At 69.1% G+C, this 16,799-nt stretch carries 12 protein-coding genes and 1 pseudogene; 5 read left to right on the top strand and 8 right to left on the bottom strand.

The window, feature by feature from the left end; translation table 11 throughout:
* Positions 1-18 precede the first annotated feature (18 nt).
* The 4 genes from OG306_RS33855 to OG306_RS33840 are packed head-to-tail and all read right to left on the bottom strand — an operon-like array spanning position 19 to position 5,140.
* Positions 19-963: a S66 peptidase family protein gene (locus OG306_RS33855; protein WP_266750014.1), complete on the bottom strand. Its 945-nt coding sequence runs from the start codon at positions 961-963 to the stop codon at positions 19-21.
* Entirely contained in the window at positions 960-2,939 is a 1,980-nt protein-coding gene (locus OG306_RS33850) for a prolyl oligopeptidase family serine peptidase (protein WP_266750012.1), read from the bottom strand. Before OG306_RS33850 ends, OG306_RS33855 begins: the two co-directional genes overlap by 4 nt.
* A 22-nt stretch (positions 2,940-2,961) precedes the next feature.
* Positions 2,962-4,314, bottom strand: a complete 1,353-nt coding sequence (locus OG306_RS33845; protein ID WP_266750011.1) for a M20/M25/M40 family metallo-hydrolase — start codon at positions 4,312-4,314, stop codon at positions 2,962-2,964.
* Positions 4,307-5,140 carry a M55 family metallopeptidase gene (locus OG306_RS33840; protein ID WP_266750010.1) on the bottom strand — a complete coding sequence of 278 codons (834 nt, stop codon included), beginning with the start codon at positions 5,138-5,140 and terminating at the stop codon, positions 4,307-4,309. Before OG306_RS33840 ends, OG306_RS33845 begins: the two co-directional genes overlap by 8 nt.
* Positions 5,141-5,362: 222 nt before the next feature.
* Here OG306_RS33840 and OG306_RS33835 point away from each other — a divergent pair, with 222 nt between their 5' ends.
* The 3 genes from OG306_RS33835 to OG306_RS33825 all read left to right on the top strand — a co-directional run bounded on the left by OG306_RS33835 (position 5,363) and on the right by OG306_RS33825 (position 8,142).
* A complete protein-coding gene (locus OG306_RS33835; RefSeq protein WP_266750008.1) occupies positions 5,363-5,641 on the top strand; it encodes a hypothetical protein in 279 nt (92 codons plus the stop codon).
* A 134-nt stretch (positions 5,642-5,775) separates the two neighbouring features.
* On the top strand, positions 5,776-7,440 hold the full coding sequence (locus OG306_RS33830) for an IS1182 family transposase (RefSeq protein WP_266904839.1): 1,665 nt from the start codon (positions 5,776-5,778) through the stop codon (positions 7,438-7,440).
* Between the two features lie 150 nt (positions 7,441-7,590).
* Complete coding sequence (locus tag OG306_RS33825) at positions 7,591-8,142, top strand: hypothetical protein (RefSeq protein ID WP_266750007.1); 552 nt, start codon at positions 7,591-7,593, stop codon at positions 8,140-8,142.
* Here OG306_RS33825 and OG306_RS33820 read toward each other — a convergent pair.
* Positions 8,099-8,674, bottom strand: a complete 576-nt coding sequence (locus OG306_RS33820) for an IS5 family transposase (protein ID WP_266752581.1) — start codon at positions 8,672-8,674, stop codon at positions 8,099-8,101. The two genes, OG306_RS33825 and OG306_RS33820, sit on opposite strands and share 44 nt — an antisense overlap.
* 119 nt (positions 8,675-8,793) lie before the next feature.
* On the opposite strand from OG306_RS33820, the gene OG306_RS33815 reads away from it, so the two are divergent.
* Both OG306_RS33815 and OG306_RS33810 read left to right on the top strand, forming a co-directional pair.
* Entirely contained in the window at positions 8,794-9,864 is a 1,071-nt protein-coding gene (locus OG306_RS33815) for a tyrosine-type recombinase/integrase (protein ID WP_266744604.1), read from the top strand.
* Entirely contained in the window at positions 9,861-12,191 is a 2,331-nt protein-coding gene (locus tag OG306_RS33810) for a tyrosine-type recombinase/integrase (protein WP_266750006.1), read from the top strand. Before OG306_RS33815 ends, OG306_RS33810 begins: the two co-directional genes overlap by 4 nt.
* Before the next feature lie 17 nt (positions 12,192-12,208).
* Here the strand turns inward: OG306_RS33810 and OG306_RS40985 are convergent.
* The 3 genes and pseudogenes from OG306_RS40985 to OG306_RS33795 form a co-directional block, all read right to left on the bottom strand.
* Positions 12,209-12,382: pseudogene (locus tag OG306_RS40985) on the bottom strand (transposase); the annotation flags it as partial.
* Positions 12,383-12,711: 329 nt separating this feature from the next.
* Positions 12,712-13,944, bottom strand: coding sequence for a PucR family transcriptional regulator (locus OG306_RS33800; protein WP_266750004.1), 1,233 nt, complete (start codon positions 13,942-13,944; stop codon positions 12,712-12,714).
* A 966-nt stretch (positions 13,945-14,910) separates the two neighbouring features.
* Positions 14,911-16,692 carry a beta-N-acetylglucosaminidase domain-containing protein gene (locus OG306_RS33795; protein ID WP_266750002.1) on the bottom strand — a complete coding sequence of 594 codons (1,782 nt, stop codon included), beginning with the start codon at positions 16,690-16,692 and terminating at the stop codon, positions 14,911-14,913.
* Between the last annotated feature and the right edge of the window lie 107 nt (positions 16,693-16,799).

Here is a 16,799-nt window from a genome sequence, read left to right as displayed (position 1 = left end):
TTCGCGATTCGGCCCCGTTCAGACCAGCGCGGACCCCTCGATCGTGAGCGTCGCGGGGCTGCCGTCGGCCGGCGCGTCCAGCACGGCGGGCACGCCGAGCGGAATCGTCAGCGCCGTCGGTCCGTGCCCGAAGCCCAGCTCCTCGACGACGGGTACGCCCAGGGTCCCGAGCCGGTCGGCGAGGACCGCCCGCACGCTCTCGTACGGGCCGCAGCCGGCCCAGGAACCGCAGGCCACCCCGGCTGTCCCGGCGAGCGCGCCGGCCCTCAGCAGCTGGGTGAGGATGCGGTCGATGCTGTACGGGTCCTCGGTGGTGTCCTCGATCACGAGCAGCCCTCCCCGGACCGACGTGCGGGCGTGCGGGGTGCCCAGGTCGGCGGCGAGCAGACTCACACAGCCACCGTAGGTGATGCCGCGGGCCCGGCCCGGTACCAGTGCCCGCGCCGTGGGCAGGCCGAGGGTCCTTACGGTCTCGGGCTCGAACAGGGTGGCCCGCAGGGACTCCTGCGTGTCCGGGTCCTTGAGGAAGGTTTCGGCGCCGGCCATCGGACCGTGCAGGGTGGCGAGCCCCATGCGCCGGGCGAACGCCTCGTGGAGCACGGTGATGTCGCTGTAGCCGATGAACACCTTGGGTCCGGCCGCGCGCATCGCCGCCCAGTCGACCAGGTCGACCATGCGGTGCGCGCCGTACCCGCCACGGGCGCAGATCACCGCGTCGACGGACGGATCGCACCAGGCTTCCTGGAGATCCCGGGCGCGCGCCTCGTCCGTACCGCCGAGGTAGTCCAACTCCGGGTGGATGTCGCGCACATGTGGGGCCTCGACGGGGTCCAGGCCCCAGCTCCGCAGTACGTCGAGGCCCGCCTCCAGACGGTCCGCGGGCACCGGCCCGCTCGGTGCCACGACGGCGATCCTGGCACCGGGACGCAGCCGGGCGGGGCGGGTCAGGGGTGCGAGGGTCACTTCTTCAGCTCCAGTCGCGGTACGTCCGGGCAGTCGATGCCGAACGTCTGCCCGTACAGGGAGAGTTCGGCCTCCAGGGCACGGATCATCGTGTCGGCGCGCCGGAATCCGTGCCCCTCCCCCTCGAAGGTGAGGTACGCGTGCGGGACACCGCGCCCCTCGACCTCGGCCAGGAACCGCTCGCACTGGACGGGCGGGCAGATCGGATCGTCCAGCCCCTGGAGCAGGAGGAAGGGGGTGGTCAGCCGGTCGGTGCGGCTGATCGGCGACCGTTCGCGGTAGCGGTCCGGGACGTCGGCGAGGGGGCCCACGAGGGACTCCAGGTACTGCGACTCGAAGTCATGGGTCTCGTCGGTGCCCCAGCCGGTCAGGTCGAGGATGGGGTAGATGATCGTGCCGCAGGCGTAGACGTCGGTGCCGGTCAGCGAGGCCGCGGTGGTCCAGCCGCCGGCGCTGCCGCCCCGGATGGCGAGCCGCCGCGGGTCGGCCGTGCCCTCGGCGGCCAGCGCCCGGGCGACGGCGGCGCAGTCCTCGACGTCGACGACGCCCCACTGTTCGCGCAACCGGTTGCGGTAGCTCCTGCCGTAGCCGGTGGAGCCGCCGTAGTTCACTTCGGCGACGCCGATGCCGCGCGAGGTGAAGTAGGCGATCTCCAGGTCGAGTACGAGTGCGGCATGGCCGGTGGGGCCGCCGTGCGCCCAGACCACGTAGGGCGGCAGTTCACCGTCGGGGCCGGCCCGGTCGGGATTGCGGGGCGGGTAGATGTGGGCGTGGATCTCCCGGCCGTCGGGCCCGGTGAAGGTGCGGTTCTCGGGCCGCGGGTAGTACGCGGGGTCGACGGCGTCCTCGTGCGGCGTGCCGACGATCCGGGTGTGGCCGGTCGCGGTGTCCAGCTCGACGACCTCGTAGGCGCTGTACGGGCTCGCGGCGATGCCGTAGACCCGGCTGCCGTGCACGGCGAGCGACTCGGCCCATTCGGTCCAGGGGCCGGCGACGTCGGCGAGGTCACCGGTCGCCGGGTCGAGGATGCCGAGCGTGGTGGTGCCCCTGCCGTGGACGGTGGCGATCAGGCCGTTCTCCAGCGGCCGGAACCAGCTGAGGCCGATCTTCCACAGCGGTCCGGCGAACTCCTGTTCCCGGGGGCAGAGCGCGACCGCGCCCCGGTGCGGGTCGGCGCGGTACAGGTTCCACCAGCCGCTGCGGTCACTGGCGAAGAGAAGCCGCCCGTCGGCGTCCCATTCGATCTGCGGCACCGATTCCTCGGGGCCGCCGCCGAAGCTCCAGGTGTGCTGGAACGTACCGTCCTCGGCGACGTCCGCGAGCATCACTTCGGTGCCGTCCCACGGCATGCGCGGATGGTCCCAGGCGAGCCAGGCGGCCCGCCTCCCGTCGGGCGAGAGCCTCGGCCCGGTGACGAACCGGTGGCTGTCGTCGGTGAGTTCGCGTACCGCGGAGCGGTCCTCGGCGGCCGAGCCGTCCAGTGGTACGGCGGCGATCACCCGGCGCAGGTCGGTGGGCCGCTCGCCGGTGAACTCCTCCAGGACGCACCACACTTCGCCCCGGTCGAGGTGAAGCTGCGGGTCGACCCACCGCAGCCCGCCGCCGACGGACGAGACCGGGGTGAGCGGCCGGGGCTCGCCGGGTTCGTCGGGGGCGTAGGCGTACAGCCGCTGGTCGGCGAAGTGGACGAAGACGATCAGTGGTCCGCCCTCGGCGCGTTCGGCCCCGGCCCAGGGCTGTCCGCCGTATTCGATGACCCGGCTCCGTACGTTCCACGGAGCGGGCAGGACGCTGTCACCGGTCCCGTCCGCGCGGCGGCGGATCAGGGCGCGGCGGCCCGCCTCGGCGGGGCGCGGCTCCGTCCACCACACCTCGTCGCCGACCACGCCGACGTACTCCGGACGGCCGTCGTGCGAGGCGGCCAGCCGCGCGTCGATCGGCGAAGGCCACGTTCCGTAGGGTCCTGTGGACACCATGTTCGATTCCCCCCGTTCCGGGTCAGGCCGTGCGCAGGTAGTGGTCGAGGACGCGGACACCAAAGTGCAGTGCGTCGACGGGGACGCGTTCGTCGACGCCGTGGAACAGCGCCTGGTAGTCGAAGCCGACGGGCAGCTTCAGCGGTGAGAAGCCGTAGCCGGTGATGCCGAGCCGGGAGAACTGTTTGGCGTCCGTGCCGCCCGACATGCAGTACGGCACGACGTGGCCGTCCGGGTCGAAGCGTTCGATCGCGGCGCGCAGCTTCGCGAAGGTCGGCGAGTCGACGGGGGCCTGCAGCGGGACCTCGCGGTGGTGGAACTCCCAGTCGACGTCGGGTCCGGTCAGCCGGTCCAGGGTGGCGTGGAACTCGTCCTCGCCGCCGGGGACCATCCGGCCGTCGATGAACGCGGTGGCGTGGCCGGGGATGACGTTGACCTTGTACCCGGCCTCCAGCATGGTCGGGTTGGAGCTGTTGCGCACGGTCGGCGCGATCAGGTCGGCGGCCGGTCCGAGCTTGCCGAGCAGCTCGTCCACGTCGAAGCCGGGGGCGTCGAGGTCGGGGTGGATGCCGTGCAGTGCGGCGATCTCGGTGAGTGCGGCGCGCACGGTCGGGGTGAGCCGGACCGGCCATTCGTGCCCGCCGATCCGGGCGACGGCCGCGGCGAGCGTGCTGACCGCGTTGGCCTTGTTGACCTTGGAGCCGTGCCCCGCCTTGCCGTGCGCGGTGAGCTTCAGCCAGGCGGTGCCGCGCTCGCCGGCGGCGATCGGGTAGAGCGGCATGTCCGGTCCGGCGTGGAAGGTGAAGGCGCCGGATTCGCTGATGCCCTCCGTGCACCCTTCGAAGAGTGCGGCGTGCCGGTCGGCGAGGAAGCCCGAACCGTCCTCGGCGCTGGCCTCCTCGTCGGCGGTGTACGCGATCACGATGTCGCGGCGGGGGCGGACACCGGCGCGCGCCCAGGCCCGTACGACGGCCAGGACCATCGCGTCCATGTTCTTCATGTCGATGGCGCCGCGCCCCCAGACGACGCCGTCGCGGACCTCCCCGGAGAACGGGTGCACGCTCCAGTCGTCGGCCTCGGCCGGGACGACGTCGAGATGGCCGTGTACGAGCAGGGCGTCGGCGGACGGGTCGGTGCCCTCGATCCGGGCCACCACATTGGTGCGCCCGGTGGTGCGCTCCAGCAGGGCGGGTTCCAGTCCGGCGGCGGCGAGCCGCTCGGCGACGTACTCGGCGGCCGGGCGCTCCCGGCAGTCGCCGCCACCGCGGTTGGTGGTGTCGATCCTGATCAGTTCGGAGGTGAACGTCACCGATTCGTCGAGCGCCTGCCGGTCGACGCTCTCGGCGCTCTCCTGGGGGTCGGTCGCCTCAGCCATACTGTTCCTCCACGGCGGACGACACGATCGTCGTCACCGCCTTGAACGTGCGGATACCTTCGTACATCGTCGCGCTGGTGTAGGCGACGCGCCGTTCACCGCTGGGCGCCACGCCGGGGACGACGGTGGCCGCCGCGGCCAGGTGCTCGGCGTCGAACTCCAGCTCGACGGTGAAGGGGCCGCCCTCCACCGGGGTGTGCCGCACGGCCAGCGTGGTCGCGTCCTTGGCCGCGGCACGGATGTCCGCGGCGGTACGGGCCGGGGTGCGGCACACAGCCGCGTACCGCGAGACGTGGTCCTTCACGGCGACCTTGCGGGCGGCGGGGGCGTACCCGTCCGCGTCCACGCAGGTCAGGTCGTCGCCGGTGACGAGGACGACGGGTACGCCGTACTCGGCCACGACATGCGCGTTCAGCAGCCCCTCGCTGGCCCGGGCGCCGTTGAGCCACACCCCGGTGATGGAGTTCGCCAGGTAGGTGTGGGCGAGGACCCCTTCCGTACCGGCGCCGGTGTGGTAGCCGACGAAGGCGATGGCATCGACGTCGCCGTGCTGGATGCCCTCGACCATGGAGAGGGACTTGTGTCTGCCGGTGAGCATCTGCACCCGGTCGTCGAGCCGCTCCAGCAGGAGGTTGCGCATGGACCAGTGGGCCTCGTTGATGAGCACCTCGTCGGCGCCGCCGTCGTAGAAGCCGAGCGCCGCCGCGTTCACATCGGAGGTGAACAGGGCACGGCACCGCTCCCATTGGGGGGTGCCCGGCAGCACATCGGCCGGCCAGGTGACGCCGGTGGCGCCTTCCATGTCCGCACTGATCAGGATCTTCATTGGGTCCGTCTTCTTACAGGTCAGGGATTGTCTGGGCCGGTCGTGACACCAGTTGCTGACATCAGTTCGTGAAGGCCATTAAGCAGGCACCCAACTCGGCGCCCCCATACAAGCATCTAGGCAGGCCAACCGTCTCCCCTCCTGCGTCACCGGGGTCAAAAACCCCTATCTGACGAGTCCGAGTTCTCGTGGTCGTCGCAACACCTGACCTTCGGGAACGCGATGGTCGAGATCCGCAAGATCCGCTCGGCGCAGGGACACAAGAAGCTGACGCCGAGCGGGAGGCATACTTTCTGCTCATGCGGCAGGGAGTCCAGCAGCTCACAGGAACGCGAGATCGTCGGTGGCCTCTACGTCTGGCTACGGGGAGATTCTGACGATTCGGGGTCCGGCGAACACCTCATCGTCGCCCACCCGCCGCAGCTGTCTCGTCAGGCGGTTGATCCTGACTGCACGAGCGGCATCCAGCTGCCGTGGGCGCATCCCGCAACCTTAGCTTGACTCTGTCGGGGATCTTGGAGTTTCGCAGTGCAGCAGCCTGGTCAACAGGCATGCTCGTGTCGTTCCGATGACCGCTGTAGCTGCCGAGGTGCCCGTTGTCCCTTCGCCCCCGTTCCGGTGAGCAAATCCCGCCTTTGACCACGAGGGTCGCGCGGGCGAGCAATCCGAAGGGCACGACAGCGATGTGGGTGAGAGACCGGCTGGATGGGCTGTGGTGCGACGAGGACTTCGCCGACTGGTACCCACGGGACGGGCGTCGGGGCCTCTCGCCCGCTCAACTGGCCACCGTCTGCGTGCTGCAGTTCCTGCTCGGTCTGTCGGACCGGCAGGCCGCCGAGGCGGTGCGTTGCCGTATCGACTTCAAGTACGCCATGGCCATGGAGCTGGACGACCCCGGCTTCCACCACAGCGTGCTGGCCGACTTCCGTGACCGTCTCGCCGAGGGCGAGCGTGCTGACCGCCTCCTCGACCTCGCACTGGCCCGTCTCAAAGCCGCCGGTCTGGTGCGCGAGCGCACCACGCAGCGCACCGACTCCACCCATGTCTTGGCCGCGGTGCGTGACCTGACACGGCTGGAACTGATCACCGAGGCGGTGCGGGCCGCGTTGGAGGAAGTCGCCGGCACTGCCGGGCACCTGCTCGTCGGCCTGGTCGATGAGGAGTGGGGGAAACGCTACGGACGACCGGTCCGCCTGGGCAAGAATCCGACCCGGCCCAAGACCAGGATCCTTGCCACCGGCAACGACGCCACCCGACTCCTGGAACACCTCTATCGGCACGGGGCAGGCCGGGCATTCGGCCGCCAGGTCCAGGCCCTGCGGCAGATCATGGTCCAGAACTACTACCGCGATGCTGCGGGCCACCTGCTCTGGCGCACGGAGGAGGACGGCAAACCCGGGCTTCCGCCATCGTCCCGGGCGATCGTCTCTCCCTACGACACCTCGGCCCGCTACGCACGTCACGGACACATCGTCAGCTGGAGAGGGTTCTCGGCCCATCTGACCGAAACCTGTGCTCCGGACGGCCCCAACGTGATCACGGATGTGGCCACCACCGCGGCCACCACGCACGACAGCCAGGTCCTGCCCGGCATCCACACCCGGCTGCGGCGCCGCGGCCTCCTGCCCGCCGAGCACCTGGTCGACAGCGGCTACACCTCCCTGGTCCATCTGGAACAGGCCGCCCGCGAACACCGGGTCACCCTCACCGGACCGATGCCGGGCAACCCCACCCGTCAGCACCGCCGCGGCGAGGGCTTCAGCCGTGACGACTTCCACATCGACTTCGACCGCCGGCAGGTCACCTGCCCCCAAGGCCAGGTCAGTCAGGGCTGGCACGGCCCCTACCCGACGTCCTCACCCACCGCGGCACCCCTGATCGTGGCGCGGTTCACCAAGGGCCAGTGCCGACCCTGCCCAGTCCGCGCCCAGTGCACCACCTCCCGCGAAAGCGCCCGCAACGTCGGCTTCCCACCGCGAGAACTCCGCGACCTGCAGCTCCGCGTCCGTACCGAGCAGCAGACACCCGAGTGGAAGACCCGGTATGCAGTCCGTTCCGGGGTGGAGGGCACCGTCAACGAGTTCGCCCACGGCCACGACATGCGCCGCTGCCGCTACCGAGGCCAGGACAAAACCCACATCCAGCACGTCCTGACCGCCATCGCCGTCAACATCGAGCGACTCAGCGGACTGCCGCCAGCCGGAGGAACACCCCCGCCCCGACAGCCCACCGCCTTCCAGAATTTCCTGGACCAGCACAATATCCACCGGCCGAAGTCCTGGAGAAGCAGCCGTGGTTGACACCACTGATTCCAAGATCCCCGACAGAGTCAAGCTTAGAAGCTGTTGTCTTTCCGGATGTGATCCTCGCGTTTCCGCTGGTCAGGCGTGGGTTCGGTGATTCGGTGGGAGTAGTGGCCTGTCGCGCTATCGCTCTCCGGGAGGTCGTGGATGCCGTCGGTGGTCGGGCTGTTGGAACAGCGTGAGCTGGGTGCTCGCCGTCGTGTGGACGAGCTGCGAGAGGAGGCCGACCGCATCCAGGCCGAGCTGGCCGTGGCCGAGCGGGAATGGAAGGAGTGGGCCATCGCCTGCTCGCGGGTCGGCGAGGTGCTGGCCCCGGCGGACGAGAGCGGGCAGGACCACGCCCCGGCCGAGGGGATCGCGTCGGCCGCCGAGGAACAGACCGCAAAAACGTCGCAGGTGCCGGATGCGGCGAAGACGAAATCGCAGGTTCCGATGTGGCGTGAGGGGCTGGCCTGGTCGGTGCTGTCGGTGGACTACCAGCGAATCCTCAAGGTGCTCGCGGACCGGGCACGGCTCCGTCAAGGGCCGCTGACCTGTCAGGAGATGGCCGCGGCGTTCGGCATGGACGTGGTTCCAGCACGGGTGGAGGCGCTGCGGTCGAAGGCGAAGCGCCTGGTCGCGCGCGGCTGGCTGGCCGAGCAGCAGCCGGGCCGGTTCATGCTCGCGCAGGACGTGGCCGGGCCAGGCGGCGGGTCATGAGCAGGGTCATCGACCAGTAGACCATCGCCTCGGCGCTGGTGGTGCGGCGTTCGTAGTCGCGTGCCAGGCGGCGGGTGCGCATCAGGTGGGCGAAGAGGCGCTCGACGATCCACCGCCTGGGCAGCACCACGAAACCACGCATGTCGTCGCTGCGCTTGACGATCGCCAGGACCAGCGCGAGAGCGGTGAGGCAGTACTCGACGAGGCTGCCGGTGTAGCCGCCGTCGGCCCAGACCAGGGCAAGGCGGTGGTGCGCGTCGGCGACTTGTCGCAGCAGGACCCGGGCGGCGGCACGGTCGCCGGTGTCCGCGGCGGTGACCATCACCCCCAGCAGCAGACCGAGCGTGTCGACCACGACATGCCGCTTGCGCCCGTTGATCTGCTTGCCACCGTCGTAGCCGCGGCTGTCGGCGCCGACGACGGCGTCCGCCTTGACGGACTGCGAGTCGATCACGCCGGCCGTCGGCTCCGCGTCCCGCCCCTCCCTCTCGCGGATCCGTGCGCGCAACCGGTCGTGGAACTCCTTGACCAGGGCGTGGTCGCGCCAGCGGCGGAAGAACGCATAAGCCCGGTCCCTATTAGTTACGTGGAATCACACGCCGCGGGATGCAACTCGTATCCTGCGGCGTCCCCACGTACTGAGGAGATCCGTTGGGCAGCGCGGTCGTGTTCGAGGAGAAGTGGCCGGTCCTTAGCCGGCACGAGAGGGCAGCCGAGTGGCTGCGAATATGGACGGATCTGGGGCGGGCACCCCGGACGATCGACGCGTACGCGCGGGGACTGGCTGAGTACCTGCTGGTCTGCGAGCGAGAGGGAATCGACCCGCTCGTCGCGAAGCGTCTGCACGTGGCGGCGTTCGTGAAGGAGCTGGCAACGCGGCCGAGCCGTCGGGGAGGCAATGTCGTCGTGCTGGACTCCGGGGCCGGCTTGGCGAACGCGACACTGCAGCAACGTTTGGTGCCGGTGCGGCTGTTCTACGACTACCTCATCGAGGAGGGTCTGCGAGAGTCCAACCCGGTCGGCCGCGGCCGCTACACCCCGGTCCGGAAGTTCGGCGGACACCAGCGAGGGCTGGTACCCCGGCTGACGAAACTGCCGTGGATCCCGAGCGAACAGCAGTGGCTAGACCTGCTGGACGTCGCGCGCGAGGAACCCGTACGCAACCGCGTCATGCTCGCTCTCGCCTACGACGCGGCCCTGCGGCGCGAGGAACTGTGCTCACTACGGACCGATGACCTCGACCCCGCCCACCGGACCCTGCGGATTCGGGCCGAGACGACGAAGACCCGGCGCGAGCGCGTCGTCCCCTACTCGGCGGCGACCGGGGTTCTGCTGTCCGGCTATCTCACGCATCGGGCCACGATCAGCCGGGCCCGCGGGCCGCTGTTCTTGTCCGAGTCGCGCCGCAACTACGGCCAGCCGCTGACCCTGTGGACCTGGTCGAAGGTGATTCGTCGCGTTGGTCTCGCCGCCGACCTGCCTCGGTTCTCGACTCACACCACGCGGCATCTGTGCTTGACCGACTTGGCCCGGATGGGCTGGGAACTGCACGCCATCGCCTCTTTTGCCGGGCATCGCAGCACCGAGTCGACGCTGACCTACATCCACCTCTCGGGCCGCGACCTGGCGGAGAAGCTGAACCGGGGCATGCAGCAGATCCATTCCTGGCGCGTCGACATGCTCACCCGTGCCGCCCGCGCCTCTGAGGCGGTCGCCGAGTGACCGCACAGTCGAGTACGACGGCGACACAGCCGACAAGCACTCCGACCTGGGCATCGTCCGTCGATCTTGCCCGCTACGACCGTCGCGGTCTGCTCACCGAGGCTGAGGCGGAAGCGCTGAGGACACTCAAAATCGATCAGATCCGGCGAGACGGCCTCAGCCTCGACGCTGTGGTGCTTCGGCCGGTGGCCCGGCTGGCGAGGCCGTTGGCGGACGCTCTCGCTGGTCTGCACTGGCCGCCGGACGACCGTCACCAGCGGCGGTTCGCGCGGGACGCAGCCGGACTGGTGCTGATCCGCTGCGGCGAGCTTCGCCGAGCCTTCTGGGGCTGGTCAGCGGACGACTGGGTGGACCTGATCAACGCCAGCGGCGCCGACTTCCGGCGCTCATGGGGTGGCCAGATCGGCCCCAACGCCCGGCCGTTCGTGATCGTCTATGCCTATCTGCTCGGCGAGTTCACCGCCTTCGACCGACTCGGTCGCTTCATGCGGCCGACCCTGGCCCGTCGGGTCTTCGGGGCCCATCTCGTCGACAATGCCGTCCAGCGGATCTGCAAGGTCCTGGCCGACTGGGGCTATCGCCGTGACGCCGACAAGCTGGCCGCGGTGATCTGCCAGATGCTGCTGCTGAACCGCAGCCCGCTACTGAAGGACCTGTCCACCGAAGCCCTGGCCGCACTGCGTGTTCACCCGGCGATGAGTGGGCAGTGGGGCAAGGACCTCTACGGCCTCCACCGGGCGGTCGCGGCACTCGGCCACGCGGACCCGCCACCGTCAGGGCATGAGGCAGGACCGGCCGCGATGGAGGGAGTCCCCGCCGCATGGGCGGCGTCGGTCGAGCATTGGTATGCGACATCGACGCTGACTCCGAGGATCTGCAGAGGCTACCGCAGCGTGCTCGCGAAGATCGGCCGCTGGCTGGCCTCCGAGCACCCCGAGATCACCGAGCCCAGCCAGTGGACCCGCCAGACGTGCGCGTCCTGGGTCGCGGCCGTGGACCGGATGGCTGTCGGCGACTTCTCGCAGTGGACCCACGGCATGCGCTCGCAGAACCGCCTGGGAAAACCGCTCACGCCGCAGACGAAGTCCGGCTACCTCAAAGTGCCCCGCGCGTTCTTCCGCGACCTGCACGAATGGGAGTTGATCCCGCGCAGGTTCGACCCGGCCCATGCCCTGAGAACCCCGCGAAGCGTTCGCGCCCTGATGGGGCCGGACCCGCGGGTGATCGCCGATGACATCTGGGCCAAGTTGCTCTGGGCGGGCCTGAACGTCGAGCTCGGCGATCTGCCGACTGCGGACGGCCGCACCTATCCGGTCGAACTGATCCGGGCCATCACCCTGACCTGGCTGTTCGCCGGTCAACGCAGTGACGAGATCGCACGGTTCCGGGTCGGCTGCATCCGCTGGCAACACGACGGCCTGCCCATTCCCGGCGACTCCGGCGAGATCCTTGCCCGCGACACCGTCTGCCTGCTGGACGTGCCCACTCACAAGACCGGCACCGCGTTCACCAAGCCCGTCGACCCGCTCCTTGGCCAGGCCATCGAGGCATGGCAGGCCGTCAGGCCGACCCAGCCGCAGATGCTCGACCGCAAGACCAATCAGTACGCCGACTTCCTGTTCGCCCACCGGGCCCGCCAGGTTGCCAAGCACTACATCAACACGGCGATCATCCCGATGCTCTGCCGCAAGGCCGGCGTCCCCGCCGCTGACGTCCGCGGCAACATCACCAGTCACCGGGCCCGGTCCACCATCGCCAGTCAGCTCTACAACGCCAAGGAGCCCATGACGCTCTTCGAGCTGCAGGAATGGCTCGGTCACCGGACTCCCGAGGCGACCGCGCACTACGCGAAGATCACCCCGAACACGCTGGCCAGGGCCTACAACGACGCCGGCTACTTCGCCAGGAACGTGCGCACCATCGAAGTCCTCGTCGACCGGGACGCGGTTGCCTCCGGCGCCGCCGCCAGCGGCGAGCCCTGGCAGTACTTCGACCTCGGCCACGGCTGGTGCACCTACACCTTCTTCGAGCAGTGCCAGCACCGCATGGCCTGCGCACGCTGCGACTTCTACACGCCGAAAGACTCGAGTAAGGGTCAGCTGCTGGAGGCGAAGGAGAATCTGCAGAAGATGCTGGCCAGCATTCCTCTGACGGACGACGAACGCGCCGCGGTCGACGACGGCCAGGCCGCCCTGGAACAGCTCCTGGAACGACTCTCCGACGTCCCCACTCCCTCCGGGCCGACACCTCGTCAGATCGGTGTTCCCGCTACTGCAACATTGCTGCCGATCATCGACGTCCGTCAGGGCAAGACGGGATCTTCTTGACAAACCTGATTCCACAGAAACGGAGGGAAGTCGGCGGGCATCGCCCGCCACTTGATGCCGTTGTCGACCAGGTAGCGGATCGCATCGAGTATCGCCCGATGGCAATACGCCTCCGGCTGCCCTCCCCGGCCGCGCAGCCAGGCCGGCACCGGCAGTAGCGGCCGGACCACGGCCCACTCCGCGTCCGTCATGTCCGACGGATACCGCCGAACACGTTCCGGGTGATCGGCTGCGTTTCCGAACCGATGGGCGACACAATCACACGACGGGGCAGCCGAGTTGAACTCCACCGGCGCGAGCACGTAGAACTGCGGCAACAGGGTCTCCTGGATCTCGGTTGGCTTCGCAACCCCGAGCTACCAAGAGGCCCTGCCTTCATGCCTGCGGCCAGTTGCGATCACCCGATCGAGACTCCCGTTCGACGCACACACCTCGAGATCGGAACGACAACAGCTACTTACCCACAAGCCCGGTCCCTCAGGGCCGGGTCAAGTTGACAGCTACGTCGAGGCCGTAGGATTCAGCTGGCAGGCCGGTAGCGGCCGGTGAACCGCGCCAGTTTCAGTCCGAGGTGCAGGCAGAGACGTTCGTTGCCGTCTTTGAGGTTGGCGCCTGCCAAGCGCTCAAAACGCTGAATGCGGGAGTACAACGACGTACGATGCAGCTTCAGGCGTTCGGAGGTCGCGAGTGCGTTCCCGGAGAGATCAAGGTAGGTCTCCAGGGTCTGAAGCAGAGGCAGCGCCTCCGGATTGGCGAAAAGTCGCTCGAGCCCGGGATGAAGCACAAGCTCGCCGAGGTCTTGACTGAACAGCTGCGCGAGTACCCGGTAGATGCCGAGCTGGGACCATCGGGCAATCCGGCTGACGTCGGGCATGAAAGCAGCGATACGAGCGGCTTGGCCGGCCTCGAGATAGGAGTCACGTGCCTGCGCCAACTCCGACCGTGGCTGCCCGACGCCTATCACGAATGACGACACCTGCTCGAGTCCGGACAAGGCGGTCTGCAGGGCGTGGTCGAGGTGGGACACACAGCGGTTCACCGTTAGCTCGTCGACCTCCCCCTCCGTACCGAAGAGAAGCAACCCGTCGCTGTAAGAGACAAGGTGGACGGCGTGTCTTGCGGGCAGCACGTGGCGGGTGTTGACGAGCGCATGTTCGAGGGCGAGCCGCACCTGGTCATCCGGCTCGGCGTCGGGGGTGAGCACCGGCCTGGCCACCAGCACGACGACGCCGAGGGAGGGGACGAAGTGCCCGCCGTCGATGAGGGCGCGCGCCGCATAGGCCTGGACATCGCTGCCACAAAGCAACAGGTTCGTAATCGCCTCTGTCTCCCGGTCTGACGCGAGCTCGCCGACCAGCACCTCACGATAGAGCGCGAGAGCGAGGTGTTGGGCGGCGGTTTCGGCCAGCGCAATCTGCTCCGAGCTCATCGACTCGTCGTCATCGATGAGCCACAGATACCCCAGGAGAAGGTCGTGGTGCCGGATCGGTATGCATACCCGCGGCAGCATGCCGAGCGAGACGTTGTGGGGAATGCGGACCGGCTGTCGCGCCTTGGCCAGCTCGAACCGTCGCAGCCATGCCAGCACCTCGGCAGAGACGCAGCGCTGCAGAATCGAAGCATGGCGCACCGCGTCGGGCAGCTCGCTGTGCCGGCTGTAGACCACCAGCCGCTGTCGGCGGTCCTCGACGGTCGCCGGGCGTGACAGCTTGGTCGCCAGCGAGTCGATGAGGTCCTGGAGCTTCGGGTACATGGAACACCTCCGGGGCGGTGCAGCCCGTGCTGGCCGTCGAGCACTCTGGCGCTCGTTGCCACGGGCGTGGCAACGCTTCCTACGCTTGTCGAAGCCTCCGGATCGGTCGCGATCATAGAATGCGATGACATCGACGACGCGGTAGTTACGCCAGGAGGGCCGTCAGCAATGTCACTGACCGACGAAGTGATCTGGTCCGCCCCGGTCAGTCTCCGACCACCGTTCTGGTCGGCGGCGAACCGCAGTTCGCTGGTTGCCGCCGGTGATTCACCACCTTGACACCCCACTCCATGCCGGCGAGGACCGCGTCGCCGGCCCATGTGCCATCGTGGCCGCAGTCAGGTTGAGGGCGGTAGAGGCAGACGGGGCGGGGGCTGGGCCAGCGGCATTCGCCGAGGTGGTCGACAGGACCACCCCGAGGACTGCCGGCGGCCGCGGCGGCCAACCGTCGCCCAAAACGCCTCATCGCCAGACCTCCTGAGATGCCATTCTTTCGGGTTCGCCCTGAATATGGCGGGGGACGCATAAGTGCTTCCTGATTCTCACGACGAAGGAAATCCTCGCCGCATTAGACAGATAGTTGAGCTCGACACAGGGACGGGGCAACCGATTGTCAGTGGCGGATTTCCTCCACGGCACAAACCCGCCACAACAATCCCCCCACGACAACCGGCGGTCAGACAACCGGCGGGGGAACGCCACGCCGCCTTGGCGGTGCTGGGCAGAGCGACGGAATGCCACGTCGAGGAACGCCGCGATTTAGGCGGCGTACGAGCCCTGCTTGGCGGTGCTGACCAGCACTTGCTTGAGCCGGTCAGCGGTCCAGTCCGGATGTGCGGGCCACAGGAAGCTAATCTCGAATCGCAGACAGAGGGTGGCGTAGTTCCGCCAGAGGCGAAGGAACAGTCAAACAGCTACGCGCGCTGGGATGACCCGCTGAAATCCCTCACCGCACACACGCTGCGCTCAGCTCGTCGAGGCCGCGGCCAGGGCCCGCGACAGGAAGCCATCCATCGCGCCCCCGGTCAGCTGCTGCGGCAGGGCCGCGGCCGCAGCCCGTTGCACGCGTACCTCGTCCGCCAGTGCGTCCGTGGAATCGCCCCGGGCCACCGCGAGCAGTAGCCGTACCGCCGCGTCGCCCGCCTTTCCGTACGCCGTCAGCTTGTCCAGCCACGGACCGGCCTGGGTCACGAACGCGTCGTCGTGCATGCGGGAGCGCAGGATCTCCGGGGCCCGCTCCATCTCCCCGAAATACGCAGTGAGTTGAGCGGCGGGTCCGCTCACGTCGCCCTTCTCGTCCCACGCCGTCCACAGCGCCGCCGTGAGACCGCGCAGCCGCGCGGCATCCTTCGTGGACGTCAGCGGCCCGCTGCGCGAGTTCTCGGCGAACACCTTCAGCGCCGGGTACGCCGCCCCGCCCAGCTCCCGCAGCGCACGGTCCCAGGAGTCCTCGGGGTCGTAGGCACCGCTGTTCCAAGTGAAGTCGGCCGACGTGAACAGGGCGATCAACGACGGCGCCGCCTGGTTCATCTGATTGGTCGTCAACCCTTCGACCGTGCCCGCGAGTGCCGGGTCCCGGTCCGTGAGCGGGCCCAGGTGCAGGCGGTTGGGCGCGTAGTCGTTCACGGGGTAGTTGTCGAAGATCAGCGTGTTGCGGTTGCCGTAGGCGGCCTTGGCGGCGACGGCCTGGGCGTTCGTGATGGCGGGCGAGACGACCTCGGGCCCGGTCCAGTAGACCGACGTGTCCTTCTCCACCAGGGCGTCGTAGCGCCTCTTGTACGCCGACGCGGTCGCGCCCCAGTACTCGGTCGGGATGGTGATCAGCCGCGTACCGGGGTGCGTCTTGACGAAGTGGTCGTAGACGTAGTTCGTGACATATGCCTGAGCCGCCGCCTTCGGGCTTGCGTCCGAGCCGAACTTCGCCGTGTCCGCAGCGCAGTCGAACTTGTTGCCCACGTCGTCCCAGCCGAGGGAGAGATCCCGTACGCCGATGTCGTACAGCTGTTGGAAGCGGGCGAGCACCTTGGCGAGGTCGGCCTCGGACGTGTGACAGATGCCGTGACCGGGGGCCGTCGGCGCCTCGGGGCCGAGGCGGTAGATGAACCGGATGTGGCGCGCCCGGGCCTCCTCGACGATCGTCGTCAGCTCGGCGAGCCGGTCACCTTCGTACGGCTCGCGCCACTGCGCGCCCGCGTTGTGCGGATCCCCGATGCGCGGGTGGTAGAGGAACGTGTTCTGCTTGTACGCGCCGAGGAACTCGATCTCGCGGAGCTCATCCTCATAACTCCATTTCGCGCCGTAGAACGACTCCTGCCCGCCGCGCGTCGCGAAGTCCGGCCAGTCCCGCACCACCGCGCCCGTGATCTCCCGGCCGCCGTCCGTCTTGAACACCTGCCGCAGCGACTCGGCCGCGTAGTAGGTCCCGGCCGCGTCCACCCCGTCCAGCACCGCGCCGCGCCCCGTCACGGCCAGCACATAGCCTCCGGCCGCGAGCCCGTCGGGTCCTTCGGCGCCGGGTGCGACGCGGGAGGGCGCGGCCGTGTCGACGTACACCGGATAGGCGCCGTGCCGCGCCGAGTCGGCCGTCTCCACCCGCCGCACCCCAGCCGCCCGCAGCGCCGCCACCGCCGCCTTCACGGCCTGCGGGTCACTGCCCGCGTCCCGTACGACGACGGCCCGCTCCGGCGCCCGGAACGTGCCGGTCACCGTCTCCTGCTGCGGCGTCGGCGAGACCACGGGAGCCCGCACCCCCTGCTCCCGCTCCCGCGCAACTGCCGCACCACCCGGCCCCGGTACCAACGCCGCCACCACACCTGCGGCTAATGCAACTGCCGTTGCTCGTCCGGATATTTGTC

The organism is Streptomyces sp. NBC_01241 (genome assembly GCF_041435435.1).
Taxonomy (GTDB): Bacteria; Actinomycetota; Actinomycetes; order Streptomycetales; family Streptomycetaceae; genus Streptomyces.
This window is presented reverse-complemented; position numbering and strand designations above follow the sequence as displayed.